The following is a 24,303-nucleotide window of genomic DNA, read 5'->3' as shown; positions in this document are numbered from 1 at the left end:
CTGTCCGGCCACGCCGCCCGCCCGTCTCGGTGCCTCGTGTCGTTACGCCCGTCGCATCAGTTGCATCTATTGCATCAGTTGCGTCTGCTGCGCCCGCCGCGCCTGTTGCGTCTGTTTCATCGCGCGTCTGCTACGTCGTGCCGACCGCGACGGGTGCCAGTCGGCCGGAGATCGTCTTGAGCATCGCCGGCTGATGGTCCGTGAGGAAGAAGTGTCCGCCGGTGTAGGTGTGCATCTGGAAGTCGGCGGTGGTGTGGGTGGACCAGGCGCGGGCCTCGTCCAGGGTGACCTTGGGATCGTTGTCACCGGTGAAGACGGTGATGGGGCAGGACAGTGCGGGCGCCGGCTCGTACACGTAGGTCTCGGCGGCCCGGTAGTCGTTGCGGATGGCGGGCAGGGCCATGCGCAGGACTTCCTCGCTGCCCAGGACGCGGTCGTCGGTGCCGCTCAACTCGCGCAGCTCGGCGAGGATTCCCTCGTCGTCGCGCAGGTGCACGGACTCGTCGCGGGGACGGGACGGGGCGCGGCGGCCGGAGGCGAAGAGGTGGACGGGGGCGGCGTCGCGCTCCTCCATCAGGCGGGCCATCTCGAAGCCGAGGGTGGCGCCGAGGCTGTGGCCGAAGAGGGCGACCGGCTGCCCGCCCGGCTGCGGGTCGAGAACCTCGACGATGCGGCGGGCCAGTTCGTGAATGGTCTCTACGCACTTCTCCTGGCGTCGGTCCTGCCGTCCCGGGTACTGGATCGCCACGACATCCAGTTCGGAAGAAAGGGCTCGCGACACCGGGAAGAAGAAAGAGGCCGAACCGCCTGCGTGCGGCAGGCAGACAAGTCTGGTCTTCCGGCCGGGCGTTTCGTGGAAATTGCGGATCCACAACCCGCGGTCCATGTCCGGTGTAGCCATATGAGAGATCGGTCCTTTCCGATTTTCCCGCCACTTGATGACGACGGTAGGAGGCGGGGGCCGCTCCCCCAACCCCTCCGGTCCTTGGTATTCCCCCTATGTTCGGGACTCCGGTAGGGGTCGGGGCCGTTCTGCGGGTGTCAGGTGAGTGCGGGCTCCGGAAGGCGGGCGCCCTGGCGGAACAGCTCGCCGCGTACTTCTTCGGAGCTCAGCTCGATGCCGTCACGGGCGACGAGCGCGGCGGCGATACCGGCGGCCTGACCGGTGGCGAAGGCCGTGCCCATGACGCGCAGGGATCCGCCCGCCATGCGGTCGCCGTCGACGTTCCGGCCTGCCGCGAACAGGTTGTCGGTATCGGCGCTCCACAGGGCACGGAGCGGGATCTCGAAGTATCCGTCGTCGTCGATGAAGAGCCACTGCGAGGGGACGCCGGGGGCCGGGTGGTACTCGATGGGCCAGGCGCCGACGGCGATGGCGTCGTCGAAGTGGGCGCCGCCGAGTACTTCGTCGACGCTCAGCCGGTAGCGGCCGGCGATGTGGCGGGACTCGCGGGTCCCGATCTCGGGCCCGGTGCTGACGATGTAGGCGTTCTCGCAGCCGGGGAGCGTACGTATGACCTCCAGGTAGGCGCGGGCCTGGATCCGGGCGCTGGCCTCGGCACGGCTGACTTCGGCGGAGTCGCGGGCGTCGTAGCCCTCGTCGACGATGTACGCGATGACGTCGCCGGAGAGCGGCAGCCGGGCCACGAGTCCGTTGGCGGAGACCAGCGGGCCGATGCCGCGCTCGCGGGCCGCGTGGACGGCCGCGGAGACGCGTGCGCGGGAGACGTCCGCGTGCGGCGGAATGCCGCCGAAGCGGACGCCCAGGGAGCCGTTCTGGACCATGCCGTCGTTGCCGTAGCGGACGGCGGCGCCGGCGAAGGCGGCGAGATCGGCCTCGCCGGTGGCGTCGACGAAGGCGTCGGCGGTGACCTCCGTGATGCCGTGGTGGTCGGCGACACGGACGGACGTGACGCGGCGGCCGTCGCGGCGGGCCTCGGCGACGTGGCTGTAGAGGCGTACGTCGACACCGGCTTCGGCGCACAGTGTGTCCAGGGCGCGTTTGACGGCCTCGGGGTCGAAGACCACGCACACCCCGTTGAAGCGCTGGGGGTCGGTAACGGCGCCTTCGGCGCGCAGCGCCGCCAGGACCTCCTCGGCGATGCCGAAGACCACTTGGCGGGGCGGGTCCTCCCGGGTGTAGATCCCGCAGTACGTGAGGACGTTGCGCAGGGTGGCCGCGCCGCCCAGGCACGGTCCGCGTTCCACGAGCAGGGTGCGCGCACCCGCCCTGGTGGCGGCGACCGCCGCTGCGACGCCGGCGGATCCGCCGCCGGCCACGATCACGTCGTACTTCTCTGCCATGTCCCTGCCCTCTGGGTCGGTGGGTGGTGGTGGTTCCCGTATGGGTGTGCGGGGGGGTACGGGGTTGTGGGTGTGCGGGGGGTATGGGAGGTCAGGCGGTCCGGCGCCGTGGTGGGGACCCGTCCGGGGCCGCGCGGGGTCCCGGTACGGCGCGCAGGCCGCCGCGCGGGGCATCGGTCCAGCCGCGGGCGCCGGTGACCACGCCGATCTGGAAGCGGCTCCTGACGCCGGTGCGGGCGAGCAGGTCGGACATGGTGCGGCGGACGGTCCGGAGGGATACGCCGAGCCGACGGGCGGCCATCTCGTCGGTGAGTCCTTCGCAGAGCAGTTCCAGCAGCGCGTGTTCCTGGTCGCTGAGCCCGTTCTCGCGCCGTTGCGGCTGTGCGCCGCCGGGCAGTGCCGCAGCCCATTCGCGTTCGAACAAGGCGTACAGGGCGGTCACCAGGACCGGGGAGGTCACCAGGTCGGCGGCGCCGGAAGTGCCCGTCTCGTCGTCGGGCGCGCTCTGTACGACGGCAACGGAGCGGTCCACGACGGTCAGGGGGACGGGCACGGTCGCGGCGGTGCGGATCTCGGCGCCGGAGTCGGCGAGCCGACGGCCGTACGCGCTGCGGGTCGCGCTGTTCCGGGCGCCGGTGAGGTGCAGGGCGCGGATACGGACACCGCGCGCCAGGGCGCGTTCGGCGGTGTCGGGTTCGCCCGCCAGGGCGTGCTGGAGTCCGGAGGTGCCGGGCAGGGCGCAGGCGATCTCCCCGGCCGCCTGGCGGAAGAGCCGGTCGAGGCCGAGCCGTATCTCCTCGGGGCCGCGCAGGCGGGTCACTCCCGCGTCGGCGGTCTCGGGGCTGCGGGTCTCGTTGGCCGCCAGCAGCGCCATGACGGCGGCGCGGCTCTCGTGCGCCTCCCGGGCGCGGCGGGCGAGGTCGGCCTCCTGCCGGGCGAGGAGGGCGCCCAGGCCGAGTTCGGGTGCGACGACGGTCCAGACGGCGGGACTGCCGGGCAGGCGGCGGACCAGGGAGAGTTCGGCGAGGCGGCCCAAGGCCTCGTGGACGCTGTCCTCGTCCTGGCCGAGGCGGGCGGCGAGTTCGGCCGCCTGCCGGCCGTTCCGTTCCAGGAGCGCGCGGTATACGGGCTGCATTCGGGCGTCTATCCCCAAGGTTTCCACCAGAAGATTCCCTTCCAGCCTTTTCCGGCGTCCGGGATTCCGATCCGAACGGCAAACGAATTAACGATAGTTACCCTCATGAGATCAGGAGAGGGTGCCCCCTACTCAAATCCCTGGCCCCCTATAGGGGGGAATCAGGGGTGCCCGGAACAGAGGGCCCGAAGAAGAATCTGACGAGAGACGAGAGGTGTTCCCATGCCAAATATCATCGCTTTCTCCGCCGATACGGCGAAGGACCCCGTCCGACTCGAAGGAGGGCCTGTCGACCTTTCCGGGACCGTAAATCTGGCCGACTACAACGAGGTGATCTTCTCCGACGAGAAGATCAAGATCCGCTATGGCAACGGGTACGAGCACTACACGCCCCTGGACGCCGCGGTCGAAGCCGGCACCGGGATCGGACCGGGGCCCAAGACCTTCCAGTGGGTCGGCCGTACCAAGATCGCCGAGTAGTCCACCGCGCACGTCAGCCCCCTTCGGGTCTGCCCCGCCGTCCCCGGCGGGGCAGACCCTTTGTCGTTCAGCAGACGCTGTCGTTCATGAGACGCCGCCTTGAGTCGGTGCTGTCGTTCAGGAGGCGCTGAAGCGCTGGTCGATGAAGGCGAACAGCTCGTCGTCCGTCGCGGAATCCAGCTCCTCGCGCATGTCTTCCGGCCCGGCTCCATCGGGTGCGCCGAGGTCTTCCGCCGTGGCGGCGAGCGCCTCCCTGGCCTCGCGCCATTGCGATGCCAGGGTCTTCAGACGGTCCGCCACCTCGTCCATCGCGTCGCTGTCGGGGGCCAGCTCCCGCACGCGCTCCGGAGTGAGCGCGGCGAACGCCTCCTCCAGCCGGTGCAGTTCCGCGCCGGGATCGGCCGGTGCCGAGGTGCTTCCGATGCCGCCCGCCCCGGTGCCGGCACCGGCCCCGGTCGGAGCCGCCAGTTCGAGGACGCGGGCGGCCAGGGCTTCGGCCGTCGGGTAGTTGAAGATCAGCGTCGGGGGCAGCCGGAGACCGGTCGCGGTGCCGAGCCGGTTCCTGAGCTCGACGGCCGTCAGGGAGTCGAAGCCCAGCTCGCTGAAGGTCTGCTGCGGTTTGATCCGGTACCCGGGCGCATGGCCGAGCACCGCGGCGGCCTCCGTGGTGACGACCTCCAGTACGGCGGCCCGGCGCTCCTCGGGGGCAAGCGCCCCGAGGCGGGTCCGCAGCGACTGTTCGGACGTGGCCACGCCCGAATCGTTCGCGGCCCGTCGCGGTGTGACGCGTACGAGCGACCGCATCAGATACGGGACGGCGCCGCTGTCCGCGGCTGCGCGGCGCCACTCGGGCAGGTCGAGCAGGACAGGGACGACGGCGGGCTCACCGGACATGACGGCCGTGTCGAACAGCTCCAGCCCCTCGGACGACGACATCGGCACCATTCCGGACCGCCTGAGCCTTCGTACGTCGGCCTCGCTCATCCTGCCGAACATGCCGCCCTCGGCCCACGGCCCCCAGGCGAGGGAGGTGGCAGGCAGTCCTCGGGCGCTGCGGTACTGCGCCAGCGCGTCCAAGTAGGTGTTGGCCGCCGCGTAGTTGGCCTGACCGGGCTGCCCGACCACGCCGGAGACGGAGGAGAACAGGACGAAGAAGGAGAGGTCCAGGTCCGCGGTCAGTTCGTGCAGCTGCCAGGCCGCGTCGACCTTCGGCCGGAACACACCCGAGAGGCGTTCCCCGGTCAGCGAGCCGAACACCCCGTCGTCGAGGACGCCCGCAGTGTGCACGACACCGGCGAGCCGGCCCGTGGCGCGTATTCCGCCGACGAGCGCGGCGAGGGCCTGCCCGTCCGCCACGTCGCACGCCTCGAAGCGGGCCGTGGCGCCGAGGGCTGCCAGTTCGGCGACGAGTTCGGCCGCGCCCGGAGCCTGCGCGCCGCGCCGGCTCACGAGGACGAGATCCCGAGCGCCCCAGGCTCCGGCGAGGTGCCGCGCCATCAGACCGCCTAGCGTGCCGGAGGCGCCGGTGATGAGGACCGTGCCCCCGACATCCGGGCGCCCGGTGTTGGTGTCGGTCCCGGTCGGGGCCGTCCGGGTCAGGCGGGCGGCGTGGAGCTGTCGGCCCCGCACGGCGAGCTGCGGCTCCCCGACGGCGGCAAGCGCGGCAAAACCCTGATCCTGGTCCTGGTCCCGACCCGGGTCCGTATCGATGAGCACGACGCGGCCGGGGTGTTCTGACTGGGCGGAACGTACGAGACCCCACACGGCGGCTGCGCCGAGGTCCCGCACCACCTCGCCCTCGATCGCGACGGCGCCACGAGTGGCCACGACCACCCGCTCGCCCTCAGAACGCTCCTCGGACAGCCACACCTGCAACCGTTCCAGGGCCCGTATCACCCGATGGTGTACGTCGGCCACGGCGTCCACACCGTCGGCGGCGCCCGGCACCTCGATGACATCCACCTCCGCTGCCGCACCGGCAGTGGCCCGAGCCGCGTCCAGCGGGCTCCAACCGATCCGGTACAGGGGCTGCACACCTCCCGAACCATGGGCCCGAGCCGCCAACTGCTCCCGCGTCACGGGCCGCAGCGCCAGCGAACCGACGGAGGCCACGGGGGCACCCGTACCGTCCGCGAGTACGACCGAGGCGCCCGAACTCTCCGGGTCGGCCGGGTCGGTCCGGGTGATGCGCACCCGCAGCCGCTCGGCACCCACCGCGTGCAGCCGTACGTCGCTCCAGGCGAAGGGCAGCTCGGCTCTGGTGCCCAGGCCCATGGGATGCAGGGCGGCATCCATGAGCGTGGGATGCAGCCCGAAGCCGTCAGCGGCGTCGCGCAGCGCCTCCGGCAGGGCCACCTCGGCAAAGGTCTCGTCGCCGCGCCGCCAGACGGCACGCAGGCCGCGGAAGGACGGCCCGTACTCCAGTCCGAGTCCGGCGAGTTCCTCGTAGACGGCGTCGACCTCGACCTCGGAAGCCCCGGTCGGCGGCCAGTCCGTGAGGGACTCGGCGTCTGCTGCCGGGGTGTCAGCCAACACACCCGAGGCATGCGAAACCCAGGCACCACCGATATCGGCGGAGGCACGCGAGTGAACGCGAACGACACGTCGGCCGTCCTCCCCCGGGGCTTCCACGGCGATCTGCACGGCCACGGCGCCCTGCTCGGGCAGGACGAGCGGCGCCTGCAGGGTCAGCTCCTCCAGTACGGCGGCACCGACACGCTCGCCCGCATGGAGGGCCCACTCGACCAGGGCGGTGCCCGGGACGAGACGTGTGCCCATGACGACATGGTCGGCAAGCCAGGCGTGCGAAGTGGCAGCGAGGCGCCCGGTGAAGAGCGCCGAACCGGCGCCGGCCATCTCGGTCATGGCACCGAGCAGCGGGTGTCCGGCCGGATCGAGGCCAAGATTGCTCGGGTCCCTGGAGGAACCGCCTGCGGACGCCAGCCAGTAGTGCTGGTGGTCGAAGGCGTAGGTGGGCAGGTCGGTGCGCTGGGCGCCGGTGTTGGCGTAGTACGTCGTCCAGTCGATGCGGGTGCCTCGGACGTGGAGTTCGGCGAGGGCGGAGGTGAGTGCCTCGGGCTCGGTGCGGTTCTTCCGCAGGGCGGGTACGAAACCGGCCTCGTCGCGGGTCACGCAGGACTGGCCCATCGCGGAGAGGACGCCGCCGGGTCCGAGTTCGAGGTACGTGGTGACGCCCTGGGCCTCCACATGACGCATGCCGTCGAGGAAGCGGACGGCCTGGCGGACATGATCCACCCAGTAATCGGCCGACAGCAGCTCCTCACCGGCGAGTTCACCGGTGAGGTTGGAGACGATCGGAAGCTTCGGCGCGTGGAAGGCCAGACCCTCGGCGACCGTCTTGAACTCGGCGAGCATGGGTTCCATGCGCGGCGAGTGGAACGCGTGACTGACCCGGAGCCGCTTCGTCTTCTCGAAGCCCGACGCGATCGTCAGTACGGCGTCCTCGTCGCCGGAGATGACCACGGAGTCCGGACCGTTCAGCGCGGCGATGGACACACCGTCGACCAGCAGCGGCAGGACATCGGCCTCCGTCGCCTGGATCGCGACCATCGCCCCACCGGTCGGAAGGGCCTGCATCAGACGGCCCCGGGCCGCGACCAACGCCGCCGCATCCTCCAACGACCAGACACCCGCCACATGCGCGGCGGCCAGCTCACCGATCGAGTGACCGAGCAGATAGTCCGGGGTCACACCCCAGTGCTCCAGCAGCCGGAAGAGAGAAACCTCGACCGCGAACAGGCCCGCCTGCGTGTAGACGGTCTGGTCGATCAACTCCGACCCGCCGAACACCACCTCCTTCACCGGCCGGTCGAGATGCCGGTCCAGCTCCACACACACCGCATCAAAGGCATCCGCGAACACCGGGTACGCCTCGTACAGCTCCCGGCCCATCCCCGACCGCTGCGAACCCTGACCCGAGAACAAGAACGCCGAACGACCACCCTGGACCGACCCGCGCACCACACCCGCGACAGACCGCCCCTCGGCCACCGCACGCAGCAGCGCCCCACGCTCCTCACCCACCACCACCGCACGGTGCTCGAACGCCGCACGCGTCGAAGCCAGCGACCAGCCCACATCCAGCGGCGACACACCATCCACCAGACCCAACAGCCGCTCCGCCTGACCGGCCAGCGCCTGCTCCGACCTGCCCGACAGCACCCACGGCACCACCGGCAGCACCGACCCGACAACCGAAGGCCCGACCGGCTCCTCCTGCGCCTGCTCCAGGATCACGTGCGCATTCGTCCCACTGATCCCGAACGACGACACACCCGCCCGACGCGGACGGCCGCCCACCTCCGGCCACTCCCGTGCCTCCGCCAGCAATTCCACCGCGCCCGCCGACCAGTCCACCTTCGACGAAGGCACACCAACATTCAGCGACTGCGGCAACACACCATGACGCATCGCCATGACCATCTTGATCACGCCCGCAACACCCGCCGCAGCCTGCGTATGACCGATGTTCGACTTCAACGAACCCAGCCACAACGGCCGGCCCTCCGGGCGGTCCCGGCCGTACGTGGCCAGCAACGCCTGAGCCTCGATCGGGTCGCCCAGCTTCGTACCCGTGCCATGCGCCTCGACCACATCGACCTGATCACCCGAGAGCTGCGCATTGGCCAGGGCCTGCCGGATCACCCGCTGCTGCGACGGCCCATTCGGAGCCGTCAGACCATTCGACGCACCATCCTGGTTCACGGCCGAACCACGGATGACGGCGAGCACCTGGTGACCGTTGCGGTGGGCATCCGAGAGCCGCTCGACCAGCAGCATGCCCACGCCCTCGGACCAGCCCGTGCCGTCCGCATCGTCCGAGAAGGGCTTGCAGCGGCCGTCGGCGGCCAGGCCGCCCTGGCGGCTGAACTCTATGAACGAGCCAGGCCCCGCCATGACGGTCACGCCGCCCGCGAGCGCCAGGTCGCACTCCCCCGCCCGCAGTGCCTGCGCCGCCAGGTGCAGCGCGACCAGCGACGACGAGCAGGCCGTGTCCACCGTCACCGCCGGGCCCTCCAGGCCCAGGACGTAGGACACCCGGCCGGAGGCCACACTGCCTGCGGTGCCGGTGCACACGTATCCCTCGGCCGCGCCGAGGGCGGCGCCGATGTCGCTGGCGTAGTCGTGGTTCATGAGGCCGACGTACACACCCGTCCGGGTGCCGCGCAGGGAGCGCGGGGTGATGCCCGCGCGCTCCAGGGTCTCCCAGGAGGTCTCCAGGACGAGGCGCTGCTGCGGGTCCATGGCCAGGGCCTCGCGCGGCTTGATGCCGAAGAAGTGGGCGTCGAATTCGGCGGCGTCGTGCAGGAATCCGCTGTCGCGGACGTACATCGTGCCCGGGTGTTCCGGGTCGGGGTGGTAGAGGGCGGTCAGGTCCCAGCCCCGGTCCTCCGGGAAGGGGGTGATGCCGTGGTCGCCGTCGGCGACCATCTTCCAGAGGTCGTCCGGCGAGGTGATGCCGCCGGGAAGACGGCAGGCCATCGCGACGATCGCGATCGGCTCGTCGGGGGTGGCGGTGCGCTCCGCCGGAGTGACCGACGCGCCCGAGCCGGTACCCGTAGCCGCGCCCGTGCCTGTGCTGGTCAGGAGCGTGTGGAGGTGGCGGGCGACAGCGGCCGGGGTGGGGTGGTCGAAGGCCAGGGTGGCCGGGAGGACGAGGCCGGTGGCGGCCGTCAGGCGGCTGCGGAGCCGGACGGCCGCCTGGGAGGTGAAACCGAGGTCCTTGAACGCCCGGTCGGGCTCGATCTCGTGTGTCGTGGGCAGTTGGGCGACCTCGGCGGCCTCGGTGCGGACGAGGTCGAGGAGGCTCCGGAGCTGTTCCTCCTCGGTGTGGTCCGCGAGTTCGTCGCGCAGTCGCCGGACCGTTGCGGGTTCGGGTGCGGCGGACTGCGGCGCGGGCTCGGCCGTCGCCGTGGCGTCGGGGTCCGCGACGAGGCTGTGTTCGTCGTCGAGCAGCAGCGCGGCGTCGAACGCGGCCGTGCGTGCGCGGCCCGCCAGGCCGGCTCCGGTGGTCAGGGCGAGCGTGGGCAGGCCGCGTGCGTGGCGCTGTGTGGCGAGGGCGTGTGCGAAGGCCTCGACAGCGGGAGCCGTGCCCGACGGGACGATGAGCAGCAGGCGGGCGGGCCCGGCGACGTGCTGGAGGGGCAGGGTGGTGTCGACGGCGGCGCGCAGCCCGGTGGGAAGAGTGTGCACCACGAGGGAGAGCGGGTGCGGAATCAGGGCGGCGAGTGCGGCCGGGTCGGCGGGGTCGATGGCGGCGAGGTCGATGGCGGCGGCGGTGATCTCGGCTTCCGTGTCCGCCAGTTCGGCGCTCAGGGCCGCCGCCGTGTGCTCCTCGGTGGCGTACGACAGCAGCACGCGCCGTACGCCGTGGGCGGTGACGAGGTGACGGACGAGGTCGGCCGTGTCCGGGTTCTCGGCGCCGGTGACCAGGACCGTGCCCTGGGGGTCGAGCGGGCTGTCGGATGATGTCCCGGACCCGATGTGGGCGATGTCGCGCAGTCCGGGAACGAGAACCCGGCCGTGGCGGACGGCGCCCTCGGCAACGCCGCTGTCGACGGCGTCGAGGAGAGCGAGCAGGTCCTGGTTCTCGGGGGCGGGCGCTTCCAGGTCGATGCGGGTGCAGCGGCCCGGGTGGCTGTCGTCGAGGGTGCGCAGGGCTCCGCGTGCCGCTGCGTGCGCCGGGTTGCGGAGCGGGTCGTCGGCACCGGTGGACACGGCGCCGTGAGTGACCACGACGAGGCGGGTGGTCTGGAGGGCGTCGCACGCGAGGAGTTCGTCGACCACCGCGGTCAGCTCATCCGTGACGGTGACCGGGTCGGTGGGCGGGCCGGTGTGCTCCAGGGGCAGGAGGAGGACCCGGTCGGGTGCCGGAGTACCGGCGGCCAGGTCCGCGGTGAGCGAGGCCGCGTCGGGATACGTACGCACGGTGGCGCCCGCGTTCCGCAGCGCGGACGCCTGCCCGGTACCGAAGACGGCTCCGGACGCCGCCCCGGACGGTCCGAGCACGGCCCAGGTCTCCGCTGCGTCGGAGGCGGTCCGGCTGCCGGACCGGGCCGGGAGGGGGGACCAGCGGGGACGGTGGAGGATGTGGTCCGCGGTGGACGTGGCCAGGAGGCGGGCGGGGTGGCCGAGGAGGGCGTGGCGGGTGATCTTGCCCGAGGCGGTACGGGGGATGCGGTCGACCGCGTGGAACTCGTGCGGGGCCTTGAAGTACGAGAGGTGGGTCCGGCAGGCGGCGAGGAGCTCGGCGGGGGCGGGCAGGCCGCCGGGGCCGGGGACGAGGAAGGCCACCGGGACTTCGCCGAGGACGGTGTCCGGCTTTCCGGTGACGGCGGCGTCCGCGACGCCGGGCACGGCGCGCAGGACGTCCTCGACCTCGGTGGGGTGGATGTTCTCGCCGCCGCGGATGATGAGTTCCTTCAGACGGCCGCTGATGGTGAAGTGGCCCGACGGGGCGCGGCGGGCCAGGTCGCCGGTCCGGTACCAGCCGCCGGTGAGGACTTCGGCGGTGGCCTCGGGCCGGTTGTGGTAACCGGCCATCACGTTGGGGCCCTTGACCCAGATCTCGCCCTCGGCGCCCGGTGCGCTGTCCCGTCCGGTGTCGGGGTCGACGAGTCGTACGTCGAGGCCGGGGACGGCCAGGCCGCAGGAACCCTCGACGCGGGGGCCGGTGGCGGTGTTCATGGTGATGGCGCCGCAGGCCTCGGTGCTGCCGTAGAGGTTGAGCAGCGGTACGCCGTACGCGGTTTCGAAGGCCGTCTGGAGGGCGGCGGTCGTGATGGCGCCGGCGACCAGGCAGGTGCGCAGGCCGGTGCCGTTGAGGGACTGTCCGTCGGCGGCGTCGACGAGGTGCTGGTAGAGGGCGGGGACGCCGGCGAGGAAGGTGGCGGACTCCTCGCGTACGGCGGCCGCGACGTCCTCGGCCGAGAAGCCGTCGAGGATGCGGGCGGTGGCGCCGACCGCGGTCACGCCGACGACGCACGCGATGTGGGAGAAGCTGTGGAAGAGCGGGAGCGGCCAGACGACCCGGGCCTCGGCGGAGAGTCCCGCGATCGGCGCGTACGAGGCGGCGACGGACCACAGGGCGCTGCGCTGGGTGGACAGCACGCCCTTGGGTCTGCCGGTGGTTCCGGAGGTGTACAGCTGCCAGGTGATGTCGTCCAGGCCGAGGGAGTCCCGGGCAGGGGCGACGGGTTCGGTGGTGGCGAGCGTCTCGTAGCAGACGGTGCCGGGTCCAACGGCACCGTCCGGAAGGCCGGTGTCCGGGACTACGACGAGGACGGGTTCCCGGTCTCCGGCGCTCCGGGCACGCCGGGCGCGCCGGACCTGGGCGACGTGTGCGGGGTCGGTGATGACGGCGCGGGCGCCGCTGTCGGCGAGGATGTGCGCGAGCTCGGTGTCGGCGGAGTGCGGGTTGACGGGGACGCCCACGGCCGCGGCGCGGATCGCCGCGAGATAGCTCTCGACGGTCTCGACGCGGTTGCCGAGCAGGATCACGACGCGGTCCCCGGGTTCCAGCCCGAGAGCCGCCAGATGTCCGGCGATCCGGCCGGTGCGCTGCTCCAGGCCGGCGTACGTGACGGCCCTGCGCGCGTCGCGGAATGCCGTTTTCCCGCCGGACCGTTCGGCGTGCCCCTGGAGAATTTCAGGGAATGGGCGGATCAGCTCGGCACGCAGCATGTCACCATATCCGTCTCTCGATTCGGCCCCTCTTGGCCCTCGTACACCGAGCGGCGGACTCCGGCCCGGAGTGTTGCGGACAGTGTGATCCGCCCGGATTCGGGGCTGAACCCCTGTCACCCCCTGTGCGGCCCCTGCGGGTGCAGTCCGAGGACATCGATGCGCAGGTCCGCGGGGAATCCGGCGTCCGGTCCGCCCACCCTGCGGGCGAACTCGGTGAGGGCGGCGAGCTGTCGTGGACCGAAATCGAAGTCGAGTCCGTTCAGGTAATAGTCCTTCAGCGTCTCCGAGGTGAACGTCTCCCATTCGGCGGCCTGTTCGCAGATCAGGTCGATCTCCTGGAGGGAGAGATCCCGCGCGACCCTGAGGTCTTCGTGGACGCGGTGGACCATTTCGGGTTCGCGGGCCAGGAATTCCCGTCGGACGGCCATGACGGCGAACACGAAGGGCAGTCCCGTCCAGTCCCGCCACATGCCGCCGAGGTCGTGCACCTGCAGGCCGAGCCGGGGAGCCTCGTACAGGGCGGCGCGCAGCGCGACATCGCCGATGAGCACGCCGGCCTGGGCGTCGCGCATCATCACGCCGAGGTCGGGCTCGGTGACCTCGTACCGGGGGTTCACCCCGATCTGCTCGCCGAGCAGCAGCTGGGCGAGGCGGACGGAGGTGCGGCTGGCCGAGCCGAGGGCGACCTTCGCGCCGTCGAGTTCGTCGAGCGGCACCTTGCTGAAGATCAGGCAGGACTGGACGTCGCCGTCGCTGCCGATCGCGATGTCCGGCAGGACGACCAGGTCCTCGGCGTGCTTGAGGTACTCGAAGACACTGATCGGGCCCATGTCCAGCCGGCCCTCGGCCAGGGCGGCGCTGAGGATCTCGGGGCTCGCCCTGGTGACGTCGAGGTCGAGCAGGCTGCCGGTCTTCGCGAGGCCCCAGTACAGGGGCAGGCAGTTCAGGAACGAGATGTGGCCGACACGGGGGCGACTCCGCTTGAACGCCGCCGCCCGCCCGAATTCACCGAACTCCATTCCGGTGAATGTTCCATCCGTGTACTCCAGTGATCCGGAGATCTGCGAAGGTTCTATTTCCGTCGTCTGTGCGCTCAAGGTCATCAACGCTTCCGATTGCTCGAATTATGAATCCTTGACCGTGGCCGACAGGCTGCCGGAACTTATTTTTGGCGCAATTATCGGCCGCCGCCAAAGAGCTGTGATCGCAGCCACCGTAGCGCGGCCCGCAGAGCGAACTCCGGCTTCCGATGTGGCACCAAGTGTCCTTGCAGCAAGTGTCCTTTAACGGTAGGGGTGACACCCCTACCGATAAGGGTTGCCCACGTTTCGGGGCGCTCGTAGCCTGCTCGAAAAGCACTTGGCATTCGCTCACGACATCTCGACAACGAATGGAGACTTATGTCTTCCCATACGGAGGTGGCAAGCATCGTCGACCCGGTCTTGCACCTGGACGATGCGGAGAAAGCCGAACTCACCGCCCTGGCCGAGGACCTGTCCGGTACGGCTCCCCACCTGATCGACGACCCCCACTGGATCGCCGCCGCCCGTTCACTGTCGAGCGAGCTGCCGCCCAGGCTGCGGGCCCGGCTGCGGCAGTTCACCTGGGACCCGGGGACCGACGCGATGCTGCTGCTGCGCAACCTGCCGCAGCACGCGCCCGGCGGGACGCCGGCCACGCCGTCCGTCGCCGGCTCGGTGCAGCGCACCGTCACGGTGCCGGCTGCGGCCCTCGCCCTCATCGGCATGGCACTGGGCGAGGTGGTCGCCTTCGACAAGGAGAAGTCCGGCGCCCTGGTGCAGGACGTGGTCCCGGTGCCCGGCATGGAGAGCTTCCAGGGCAACGCGGGCTCCACCAAGCTGAACATGCACACGGAGAACGCCTTCCACCCGCTGCGCCCGGACTTCGTCGGCCTGATGTGCGTACGCAACGACCACGCGAACGTGGCGAAGCTGCGGATAGCGTCGGTCCGCCGCATCGTGCCGCTGCTCCCGGAGCCGGTCCGGGCGATTCTGCACGAGCCGCGCTTCACGATCGCCGCGCCGGCGTCGTTCGCCATGCCGCCCGGCAGCGAGGAGCCGCGCGGCATCCTGACCGGCAGCGGCGACGACCCGGATCTGACGGTCGACTTCAGCAGCACGACGGCGCTGGACGACACCGCGGCCGACGCGCTGCTCCTGCTGGAGAAGGCGGTCGATCACAGCTACCAGGAACTCCTGCTGGCGCCGGGCGACCTCGCACTGGTCGACAACCGGATGGCGTTGCACGGCCGGAACGCGTTCCAGCCGCGCTACGACGGCGCTGACCGCTGGCTCCAGCGGATTTTCGTACACATCGACCACCGGAGGTCGCGCGCGTCGCGGCCGGACGGCGGCCAGGTGCTGCAGAGCGCCGCGCCCGACCCGCTGAACACCCCGACCAGCTGAACACTCCGGACCCGCTGAACGCCAAGGAGAGGTAGCACACCATGCCCATCGGGGCGGACCCCACCATCTACAGTCGGCCGGTCTCCCCCATGGAGGCCTGGTTCCTGGTCTATCCGGACTCGGTGCCCGGTGTCATGCATCTGTTCGTGCAGGGCACCGGGCTCGTCAGCCGGCCCGAGCTGGCCGCCGCCGTCGAGCGGGCGGCGCTCTCCTGCCCCGGCACCCGGCTCACCCGCACGGGCATGACCTGGACGGACAGCGGTGCGGCACCGGCCGTGCGGGAGCTGCCCGAGGGCAGCCTGGACCCGGCCGCCGACGCACCGGACCTGCACCGCCCGCTGATGGGCGACGGCGGTCCCACCTGTGAGGTGCTGCTGTCGGGGCACCCCGGTGGTACGCACATCGTCTTCCGTGCCTTCCACGGCGCGCTCGACGGCAAGGGCCTGATGTTCTGGGCCGAAGAGGTGTTCCGGGCGCTGCGCGGCGAGCCGCTGTTCGGGGCGCCGGACGCGGTGAGCGAGGCGCAGCTGCTCGACCGGCTCGACGCGGCGGGCGTGAAGTCCTCCCCCGGTATCCAGGCGGATCTGGACTGGCCGTCCGCGCTGGGCCGCCGGGCCACCGGCGGCGAGAACCGGGGCTTCTTCTGGCGCCGTCGCACCATCGACGGTTCGCACCCCGGTGCGGTCGCCAAGGTGGCGCTCGCCATCGCACGGGCCCGCGGTGTGCGGACCGGGCGTTTCATGGTTCCGGTGGACCTGCGCCGGTACGCGCCCGAGCTGCGCTCGACGGGCAACCTCACCCACAATCCGCTGTTCGAGGTGGACGCCGACGCGGGGTGGGAGGAGGCGCATGAGCGGATGCTGACACTGCTGGCCGAGGGGCACGACCTGGCGGCCCGCGCCGACACCGTCATGACGACCGTGCCGCTGGACATCCTGCGCCGTCAGATCTCCGAACTCGACGCGTACTCGGCCGCACAGAACAAGTACTCCGCCCTCGCGACGCTCTCCAGCATGGGGAAGATCAGCCCGGACGCGCTGAGCACCTCCGCGTTCCGGGCCACCGATGTGTTCGCCCTGCCGAACTCCGGTCCGGTCGGTCCGCCGGAGGTCGACCTGCTGGAGTTCGACGGCCGTACGGAGATCACCATCGGCTGGCACGACGGTCCCGGTACCGCCCAGCGGGCGGAGGCGCTTCTCGACGCGATCGAGGAGGAGTTGTCGCCCGCTCACCGTAGGGAGTGGGCGGGCAACGCCCCGGCCCTGCCGCTGACCCGGACCGGGACGGTGGTGGAGCAGTTCGAGACGCAGGCGGCCCGCACCCCGGACGCCATCGCGCTGAACGGGCCGGAGGGGCCGGTCAGTTACGCGGAGCTGAGCCGCAAGGCGGACGCCATCGCGGCGGAGCTGCGGGACCGGGGGCTGGGCCGCGGTTCGGTCGTGGGGCTGGCGGCGGGGCGGACCGTCGCGGCGATGGCGGGCATCTGGGGCGTCCTGAAGGCCGGAGCGGCGTATCTGCCGCTGGACCCGGCCCATCCCGACCAGCGCCTGTCCGGTCTGCTGCGGGACGCCCGAGCGAGCGTCTGCCTGGTCGACCGGGCGCTCGCCAAGCGCGACCTGGTGCCGGTGGGCTGCGAGGCCGCGGTCCTGGAGGATCTCGCCGACCGCGGGGGCCGCCCGGCCGCCGGCGACGACGTACGGCCCGGCGATCTCGCGTACATCATCTACACGTCCGGTTCGACGGGCCGCCCCAAGGGTGTGGAGATCGAGCACGCCGAGCTGACGGTGTTCGCCGACTGGGCGATCCGCACCTACGGCGTGGACGACACGACCTGCTACCCGCTCTTCACCTCGCTGGCGTTCGACCTGTCCAACACGGCGCTGTTCCTGCCGCTGCTGGCCGGTGGTTCCATCACCCTGGTCCCGGACGACCTCGACCATGTGGTGCTGCGGGAGATGCTGACCTCCTCGGGGGCCAACGCGCTCAAGCTCACCCCGACCCACCTCGACCTGATCAGCCGGCTGGGGCTGCGCCCCACGGGCTTCCGTGCGGTCGTCGCGGGGGGCGAGCTGCTGCGCGGCTCGGTCGCCGCGCGGGCCCAGGAGATCTTCGGCCCGCAGTGCCGGATCTTCAACGAGTACGGTCCGACGGAGACGACGATCGGCTGCATGTCCCGGGAGTTCGACCCGGCGCGCGATGCCGAGCTGCCGTCGGTCCCGATCGGCCTGCCGACCCCCGGCACCCACATCCATCTGCTGGACGCGCGCGGCTGCTTCGTGGAGCCGGGCGAGGTCGGCGAGATGTTCCTGGCCGGGGACCAGCTCGCCCGCGGCTACCGGGGCCGCCCGGATCTGAACGCGGAGCGTTTCCTGCGCCTCGCCGACGGCACCCGTGTCTACCGCAGCGGTGACCTGGCCCGGCTGCTGCCCTCCGGCGAGCTGGAGTCGGCGGGCCGTACCGACGAGCAGGTCAAGGTGCACGGCCACCGGGTGGAGCCGGCGGAGATCGCCCACACCCTGGAGGAGCACCCGGCGGTGGCCAGTGCCTTCGTCGCGGGCCTGCCGCGCCCGGGGACGACCGACAAGGCGCTGTACGCGTGGGTCGTGCTCGACGGGGAGGTGCCGACCGACGCGCTCGCCGCGTACGTGGCCGAGCGGCTGCCGCGCTACATGGTCCCCGGCACGACACTGGTCATCCCGGAGCTGCCGCTCACGCCGAACGGCAAGGTCGACGTCTCCGCGCTGCCCACACCGTTCGAGACGTCCGGGGAACCGCCGGCGGCATCGGCGGAGACGGCCGGGGAGCGTGCGGGCGTCGAGGCGGCCGTGGCGGAGATCTGGTCCGACACGCTGGGCCTGCCCGCGGCCCGGCTGGGCCAGGAGCCGGACTTCCACGCGCTGGGCGGCGACTCGGTGACCCTGCTGACGATGCTGGCGCGGGTGGCCTCGCAACTGGTGCCCCCGGAGCGGGAGAAGGAGTTCATGTCCCACCTGGCACGCTTCATCGCCCGCCCGACCCTCCGGCACGTCGCGGAGGTCGCGGAGAGCCTGCGCTGACGCACGCCCGGGGCGGGCGAGCACGGGGCCGAGACGCTTCGGTCCGAACGCCGCGTCGAGGCGGCAGTCAGCATGCCTGCTGCGGGAAGAGCGCCACGACCAGGAGGGCCACTACCGCCACCAGCCCGGTCACGTACCAGTCTGTCCTGCGTCGGGGCCGGGCCGGTGAGTACGTACGCCAGCCTTTCGGCTGCCCGGAGCGCTCCCGCAGCCGCCGCTCCACCTCACGGGCGCGCGCCGACGGCTCCACAGGAGCCCCGGCCGCACCCGTCACCGATTCACGGAGGAACCGCTCCCACTCCTCTTCGGACACGGACGACCCGTCCTGCCCCCGGCCCCGCTCACACCGCACTCCCGTTCTCGCTCGATTGCTCGATGCCCAAGGGCTCGATGGCTCGATCGCTCGACCCTCTGACCAGTTGACCGTGCAAACGGTCCATCGAAAGCCGCCCGTATGATCGCACGAGCAAGCCCCCGGCCTGCCGGGGCGATGGGTGAAGCGTCAGATCGCCCGCGCCGTCCGCTGGTTCGGGCGTGGGCGTGGCATTTGACGACAGAACCTGGGCCCGCCTCTACCTCGCCGGACAACGAACCGACGTACTCTTCGCGATACTCCGCGACGGCACCTTCTGCGGCCCCCACCCCGCCCCCGGCAACCCCCCGCATGCAGCGGGGAAGAGCTCCATGCCTCATGGGCCGCTTCAGTCGGTTCCCTCGGGGCGGACCGCCTGACGCCAGATCGTGGCGTCGAAAGTGAGGTAGGAGCTGGCGGCGTTGGGGTCGGGCAGCGCACGGATCTCGATGAGTCCGACATTGGCCTTGTTGACAACGCAGAGTTGGGTTCCCGGTGTCAGCTCGGCGACCTCGAGCCGACTGGCATAGCGGGTGTCGGAGGTGCAGACGTCCAGCGAGCCCTTCTGGCCCGGATCCAGCCGTACCACTGTGCCTCCGGTCGAGTTGATCTCGCCGTCCCCGAGGGCGAAGAAGTTGAAGTCTCCCTCCCCTTCACGGGGTTTGACGGGATCCAGGGAGAAAGACAGGTAGTACCGGATGGTCATGTGGATGTTCTTCGTATGTATCGGTTCGACGGGGCCCGCCGGAGATGCGGCGTCGGTCGGCTCCGCTACCGACCCACCGCTCGCGGGCAGAGGCGGCGCGGTAACGGTGACAGTGACGGCCGGCCGGGCAACCCTGGCGGTGGGAGAGTTCACGACCGTGGGCAGGCCGAAGAATCCCAGCAGGAGTCCGAGAACCGCGGCCACTGCGGAAATCAGCGCCGCCCATTCGGAAATGCGGCGACTCGGCGGCCCCGGTCGCGGATCCCCGCCGGGCCCGCCGGGATCGGGAGACGGTGTCGGCGGGCGGCCCGGGGGAAGAGGGGCCGCGGGCGGCACTCCGGATCCCGACGGGGTCGGGGACGGTTCGCTCATCGACTGCTCCCTCTGCTTCATGACGAATATGCGCGCAATACCCGGGCGGGCTCGTTGCGTTCGCAGGAATGATGAGGCCATCCAATCGCATGTCCCATGAAGGCGTAGGCGTTCTGCCGCCACAACCAGAAGTACCGGCCTTCGCCCTCGTTGAGTCCAGGTGCCGGCCGCCGTGCGGTGGGTCAGGCGGGCGGTGAAGGGCAGACCGTCCGGGCCCGGCTGCCGGGGGGCTGTCCTGCCTTCCATGCCTCGGTGAACAGCTCTTCCTCCGTGGCAACAGACAGCTGAAGCGGACCCTCTTCCTCCGCGTTCACCGCCACCGGTGTCCGCCCCGCCCACTGCCGCCCCACCGGCATCACCAACTCGCCGGCCTCGGGCCGTTGGCCCGTTCGGCCAAGTAGGTGCTCAGCTTCGTGGCGCCCTTTGACGCCTACGGTGTTGCCGTGAACCCTGCCGCGACCTGGATGATGCTCACCGCGCGGCGGGGGTGCTCACCGAAATGGCGCTCTTGAAATCGGTGAGCGTGGCGCGCCCTATGCGTGTGCTACGCGTCGATGGCCGTGTGCCCGAGCCCGCACAGGTGCTGCACCCGCTCACTGGCTGGTCCGGCCGGCGCAGCGGCCCGCAGCGGACGCGGACCGTGCTGGACCGGAGCCGGGAGCGGGCCACCAGGCCCGCGGCCCGGCCCGACCGTCCTTGGCCGTGCCGGACGCCTCGCGGCAGGCGGGATCGTCAGGGACCGTCTACAGGCCCCGGTCGTTCAGCCACTCCTGGATGCGCTTGGCGACGTCCTCCGAATGGTCGCCCAGCATGGTGAAGTGGTCGCCGGGGACATCGACCACGTCGTGTTCGTACGGCCACTGGGCGCGCCAGTCGGCGTCCTCGGGGATGGTGCCGAGCGGGTCGGCGGCGCGGACCAGGAGGGTGGGTACGTCGAGCGGCTGGGCCTTCCAGTCGAAGAAGAACTGGAGGTACGCCGCCCACGCCGTGGTCCGGTAGTCGTCCATCGGCGTGTACGCGCTGTCCCGTTCGACCATTCCGTCGAGCATCTGCGGGATCCAGTTGACGAGCACCTCGCTGTCGACGGGGTAGCTGTCCATGAGGACCACGGCGTCGGGGGCGCGGCCCTGCCTGGCCAGTTCCAGCGAGAGGACGTTGGCGACCATGGCGCCGCCGGAATGCCCGGTGAGGACGAACGGGCGGTCGCCGACGGTCCGCAGGACCGTGTCCGCGTGGGTCCGCAGCAGTGTGTCGCGGCTCGCGGGCAGGTCCTGGCCGGCCCCGAACCCGGGGTGCGGGAGGGCATAGACGTCCCGCACCCCGCGGAAGCCCGCCGCCAGGCGTGCGTACTCGTGGGCGCCGGACAGCATCGACATGGTGCAGCAGCTGATCAGCGCCGGGCGCTCCCGCTCCCCGTCGGACCGGCCCAGCGGGACCGCGCGGTGCGGTGTCTCCAGGCTCGCGTGGTCCTCGTAGGTCGGGCGGAAGGAGGCCAGGTTGATCAGCAGTTCCGTGTATTCCACGGGCCTGCCGATGTCCCGGCTGTGCCGGAAGAGCTGTCCGAGCAGGCCGTTGGCACCGGTCTGCGGAGTCTCGTCCGCGTCCTCGCCGCCCTCGGCCCCGGCCTCGGCGCCGAGCAGCCGCTCGGCCAGGTGGCGGGAGAGCCGGACCGGGGTGGCGTGGTCGAACAGCAGGGTCGGCGACAGGGTGACGCCGAGGACCTGCTGGAGGTTGTTGCGCATCCTGAGCGCGGTCAGGGAGTCGAAGCCCTGCTCCAGGAAGTTGGTGTCCTTCTCGATGGCCTCGGCCGAGTCGTGGCCCAGGACGGCGGCGGCGTGCTGCGTCACCAGACCGACGAGCAGCCAGTGCCTTTCGGCGGCCGGTGCGTCCCTCAGCCGCGCGGCGAACTCCCCGCTCGCCCGGGACACTTCTTCCTCGTCGAGCGCATCGGCCGGCTCGCCCGAGGGCGCGGGGGCCGAGAAGAAGGTGCCGGGCGCGGGCGGGGCCGGCCAGTAGTGGGTGCGCTGGAAGGCGTAGGTGGGGAGGGCGACGCGGGTGGCGCCGGTGTTCGCGAAGACGGCCGTCCAGTCGACGGTCGTGCCGTGGCAGTGGGCCTCGGCCAGCGAGGTCAGGAACCGGTCATGGCCGCCTTCCTGGCGGCGCAGGGTGCCGAGGACCGCGGCATCGGCGCCGACGTTCTCGACGGTGCCCTGGAGGCCGATCGCGAGGACCGGGTGGGGGCTGACCTCGATGAACACGGAGTGCCCGTCGGCCAGGGCGGCCCGGGTGGCCTGCTCGAACTCGACGGTCTCGCGGAGGTTGTCGTACCAGTACCCCGAGCCCATCTCCGTACCGCTCAGGACGGCTCCGGTGAGGGACGAGTACAGGGCCACATCGCCCGCGCCGGGCTCAACACCCGCCAGAAGTCGGGCGAGTTCGGTCTCGATCTCCTCGACGTGGGCGGAGTGGGAGGCGTAGTCCACATCAATCTTGCGGGCGCGGATCTCGTTGGTCCGGCAGTCGGTGACCAGCTCGTCCAGGGCCTCCGGGTCGCCGGAGACGACGACGGAGGAGGGCCCGTTGACGGCGGCGATGGAGATACGGCCGTCCCAGAGCGCGATCTTCTGCCGCACCCACGCTGCGGGCTGGGCCACCGACACCATGCCGCCCCGGCCCGCGAGCGCGATGATCGCCCGGCTGCGCAGCGCCACCACCTTCGCCGCGTCGCCCAGCGACAGAATGCCCGCGACCGCCGCAGCCGCGATCTCGCCCTGCGAGTGACCGATCACGGCGGCCGGCTCGACACCGTACGAACGCCATACCTCGGCGAGGGACACCATCACGGCCCAGAGCACGGGCTGGACCACATCCACCCGGTCCAGGCCGGGCGTGCCCTCCGTACCGCGTACGACATCGAGCAACGACCAGTCGGTGTACGGCTCAAGCGCCGCCGCGCACTCGGCCATCCGTGCCGCGAACGCGGGTGAGGCGTCCAGCAGCCCCACTGCCATGCCGACCCACTGCGCCCCCTGCCCCGGGAACACGAAGACCGGGCGGGATCCCCGGCCGGCCACGCCGGACACGGCCGCGGCTGCCGGTGTGCCCTCGGCGAGGGACTTCAGTGCGGCGAGGAAGTCCGCGCGTTCACCGGCGACCACGGCCGCCCGGTGGTTGAAGGCCGTGCGGGTCAGGGCGAGGGAGTAGCCGATGTCCGTGAGGGAGGTCCCGGTGTCCTCACGTACGCGGTCGAGCAGGCGCTCGGCCTGGGCGCGCAGAGCCTGCTCGGTCTTGGCCGACAGCACCCAGGGGACGACGGCGAGGCCGTCCTCGGCGGTTGCCTTCTCCGGCTCCGGCGTCGCCGGGTCCTCCTCCGGCGCCTGCTCCACGATGAGGTGGACGTTCGTACCGCTCATGCCGAACGAGGAGACGCCCGCTCGGCGTGCCCGGCCGGTCTCGGGCCACGGCTGCTGCTCACTGAGCAGCCGGACCGCGCCCGCCGACCACTTGACGTGGGTCGAGGGCTCGTCGGCGTGCAGCGTGCGCGGCAGTACGCCGTTACGGATGGCCATGACCATCTTGATGACGCCCGCGACACCGGCGGTGGCCTGCGGGTGGCCCATGTTGGACTTCAGGGAGCCCAGCCACAGCGGCCGGTCCTCGGGGCGGCCCTGCCCGTAGGTGGCGAGCAGTGCCTGCGCCTCGATCGGGTCGCCCAGGGTGGTGCCGGTGCCGTGCGCCTCGACGACGTCCACATCGGCCGTGGTGAGGCGGGCGTCGGCGAGGGCCTGCCGGATGACCCGGCGCTGCGCCGGGCCGCTGGGGGCCGTGAGGCCGTTGCTCGCGCCGTCCTGGTTGACGGCGGAGCCGCGGATGACGGCCAGTACCTCGTGCCCGTTGCGGCGGGCTTCCGAGAGCCGCTCCAGGAGCAGCATGCCGGTGCCCTCGGCCCAGCCGGTGCCGTCCGCGTCGTCGGAGAAGGCCTTGCAGCGGCCGTCGGCGGCCAGCCCGCCCTGCTTGCTGAACTCGGCGAAGACGCCGGGAGTGGCGATGACGGCGGCGCCGCCCGCGACGGCGAGCGTGCATTCGCCCTTGCGCAGCGACTGGACGGCCAGGTGGAGCGCCACGGACGACGACGAGCACGCCGTGTCCACGGTGACGGCGGGGCCCTCCAGGCCGAAGGCGTAGGAGATGCGGCCGGAGAGCACACCGCCCGCGGTGCCGGTGAGCAGGTACGACTCGCTCCCCTGCGCGTCGCCGTACATGGTCGCGCTGTACCCGGAGGCCGAGCAGCCGACGAAGACGCCGGTGGGTGTCCCCTTCAGCGCGGTCGGGTCGAAGCCGCCGCGTTCGAGGGCCTCCCAGGTGGCCTCCAGCAGGAGCCGCTGCTGCGGGTCCATGGCCAGGGCCTCGTGCGGGCTGATCCCGAACGGTGCCGGGTCGAAGCACGGGGCGTCGTGGACGAAGCCGCCCTCCAACGAGAGCGGTGCGTCCGCCGGTTCGTCGGGGCCGCGCAGCCACGCCGGGTCCCAGCCCCGGTCGGTGGGCACGGCCGAGACGGCGTCCCTGCCGTCGAGCACGAGCTGCCACAGCGCCTCCGGGGAGTCGGCGCCGCCGGGCAGCCGGCAGCTCATCCCGACGATGGCGATGGGCTCGGTCGACGCGTCGGCCAACCGCTGGTTCTGCAGTTTCAGCCGCTCGTTGTCCACGAGGGCGGAGCGGAGCGCCTCGACGATCTGGTCGGCACCTGAATCCATCAGCTGTTCCCC

Annotated in this window: 10 protein-coding genes and 1 pseudogene; 3 read left to right on the top strand and 8 right to left on the bottom strand. The window is 71.6% G+C overall.

From position 1 onward, the window contains the following. Nucleotides 1–130 precede the first annotated feature (130 nt). From ACFV8T_RS00840 to ACFV8T_RS00830, 3 genes are all read right to left on the bottom strand, one after another. Nucleotides 131–901, bottom strand: coding sequence for a thioesterase II family protein (locus tag ACFV8T_RS00840; RefSeq protein WP_385323045.1), 771 nt, complete (start codon nucleotides 899–901; stop codon nucleotides 131–133). Nucleotides 902–1,041: 140 nt separating this feature from the next. Further along, on the bottom strand, nucleotides 1,042–2,304 hold the full coding sequence (locus ACFV8T_RS00835; RefSeq protein WP_385323043.1) for an FAD-dependent oxidoreductase: 1,263 nt from the start codon (nucleotides 2,302–2,304) through the stop codon (nucleotides 1,042–1,044). Nucleotides 2,305–2,395: 91 nt separating this feature from the next. Further along, nucleotides 2,396–3,439, bottom strand: coding sequence for a helix-turn-helix domain-containing protein (locus ACFV8T_RS00830; protein ID WP_385323041.1), 1,044 nt, complete (start codon nucleotides 3,437–3,439; stop codon nucleotides 2,396–2,398). 222 nt (nucleotides 3,440–3,661) lie between these two features. Here ACFV8T_RS00830 and ACFV8T_RS00825 point away from each other — a divergent pair, with 222 nt between their 5' ends. Then, nucleotides 3,662–3,919, top strand: coding sequence for a DUF5988 family protein (locus tag ACFV8T_RS00825; RefSeq protein ID WP_385323039.1), 258 nt, complete (start codon nucleotides 3,662–3,664; stop codon nucleotides 3,917–3,919). Between the two features lie 117 nt (nucleotides 3,920–4,036). Here the strand turns inward: ACFV8T_RS00825 and ACFV8T_RS00820 are convergent, their stop codons facing one another. Continuing rightward, nucleotides 4,037–12,622, bottom strand: a complete 8,586-nt coding sequence (locus ACFV8T_RS00820; protein ID WP_385323037.1) for an SDR family NAD(P)-dependent oxidoreductase — start codon at nucleotides 12,620–12,622, stop codon at nucleotides 4,037–4,039. Nucleotides 12,623–12,738: 116 nt separating this feature from the next. Further along, nucleotides 12,739–13,644 (bottom strand): menaquinone biosynthetic enzyme MqnA/MqnD family protein, encoded by a 906-nt coding sequence (locus ACFV8T_RS00815; protein ID WP_385323035.1) that lies wholly within the window; start codon nucleotides 13,642–13,644, stop codon nucleotides 12,739–12,741. 399 nt (nucleotides 13,645–14,043) lie between these two features. On the opposite strand from ACFV8T_RS00815, the gene ACFV8T_RS00810 reads away from it, so the two are divergent. After that, nucleotides 14,044–15,051 carry a TauD/TfdA family dioxygenase gene (locus ACFV8T_RS00810; RefSeq protein WP_385323034.1) on the top strand — a complete coding sequence of 336 codons (1,008 nt, stop codon included), beginning with the start codon at nucleotides 14,044–14,046 and terminating at the stop codon, nucleotides 15,049–15,051. A 41-nt stretch (nucleotides 15,052–15,092) separates the two neighbouring features. Then, nucleotides 15,093–18,107, top strand: coding sequence for an amino acid adenylation domain-containing protein (locus ACFV8T_RS00805; RefSeq protein ID WP_385323032.1), 3,015 nt, complete (start codon nucleotides 15,093–15,095; stop codon nucleotides 18,105–18,107). Between the two features lie 76 nt (nucleotides 18,108–18,183). Here ACFV8T_RS00805 and ACFV8T_RS00800 read toward each other — a convergent pair. From ACFV8T_RS00800 to ACFV8T_RS00790, 3 genes and pseudogenes are all read right to left on the bottom strand, one after another. Next, a pseudogene (locus ACFV8T_RS00800) lies at nucleotides 18,184–18,420 on the bottom strand (hypothetical protein); the annotation flags it as partial. A gap of 388 nt (nucleotides 18,421–18,808) precedes the next feature. Beyond that, nucleotides 18,809–19,165, bottom strand: a complete 357-nt coding sequence (locus ACFV8T_RS00795; protein ID WP_385323030.1) for a ferrous iron transport protein A — start codon at nucleotides 19,163–19,165, stop codon at nucleotides 18,809–18,811. Nucleotides 19,166–20,280: 1,115 nt separating this feature from the next. Continuing rightward, nucleotides 20,281–24,291, bottom strand: a complete 4,011-nt coding sequence (locus ACFV8T_RS00790; protein ID WP_385323029.1) for a type I polyketide synthase — start codon at nucleotides 24,289–24,291, stop codon at nucleotides 20,281–20,283. Between the last annotated feature and the right edge of the window lie 12 nt (nucleotides 24,292–24,303).

The organism is Streptomyces sp. NPDC059832 (genome assembly GCF_042731715.1).
Lineage (GTDB): Bacteria > Actinomycetota > Actinomycetes > Streptomycetales > Streptomycetaceae > Streptomyces.
Note: the sequence above shows the minus strand (reverse complement) of the source record. Positions and strands in the feature narration are given on the sequence as shown.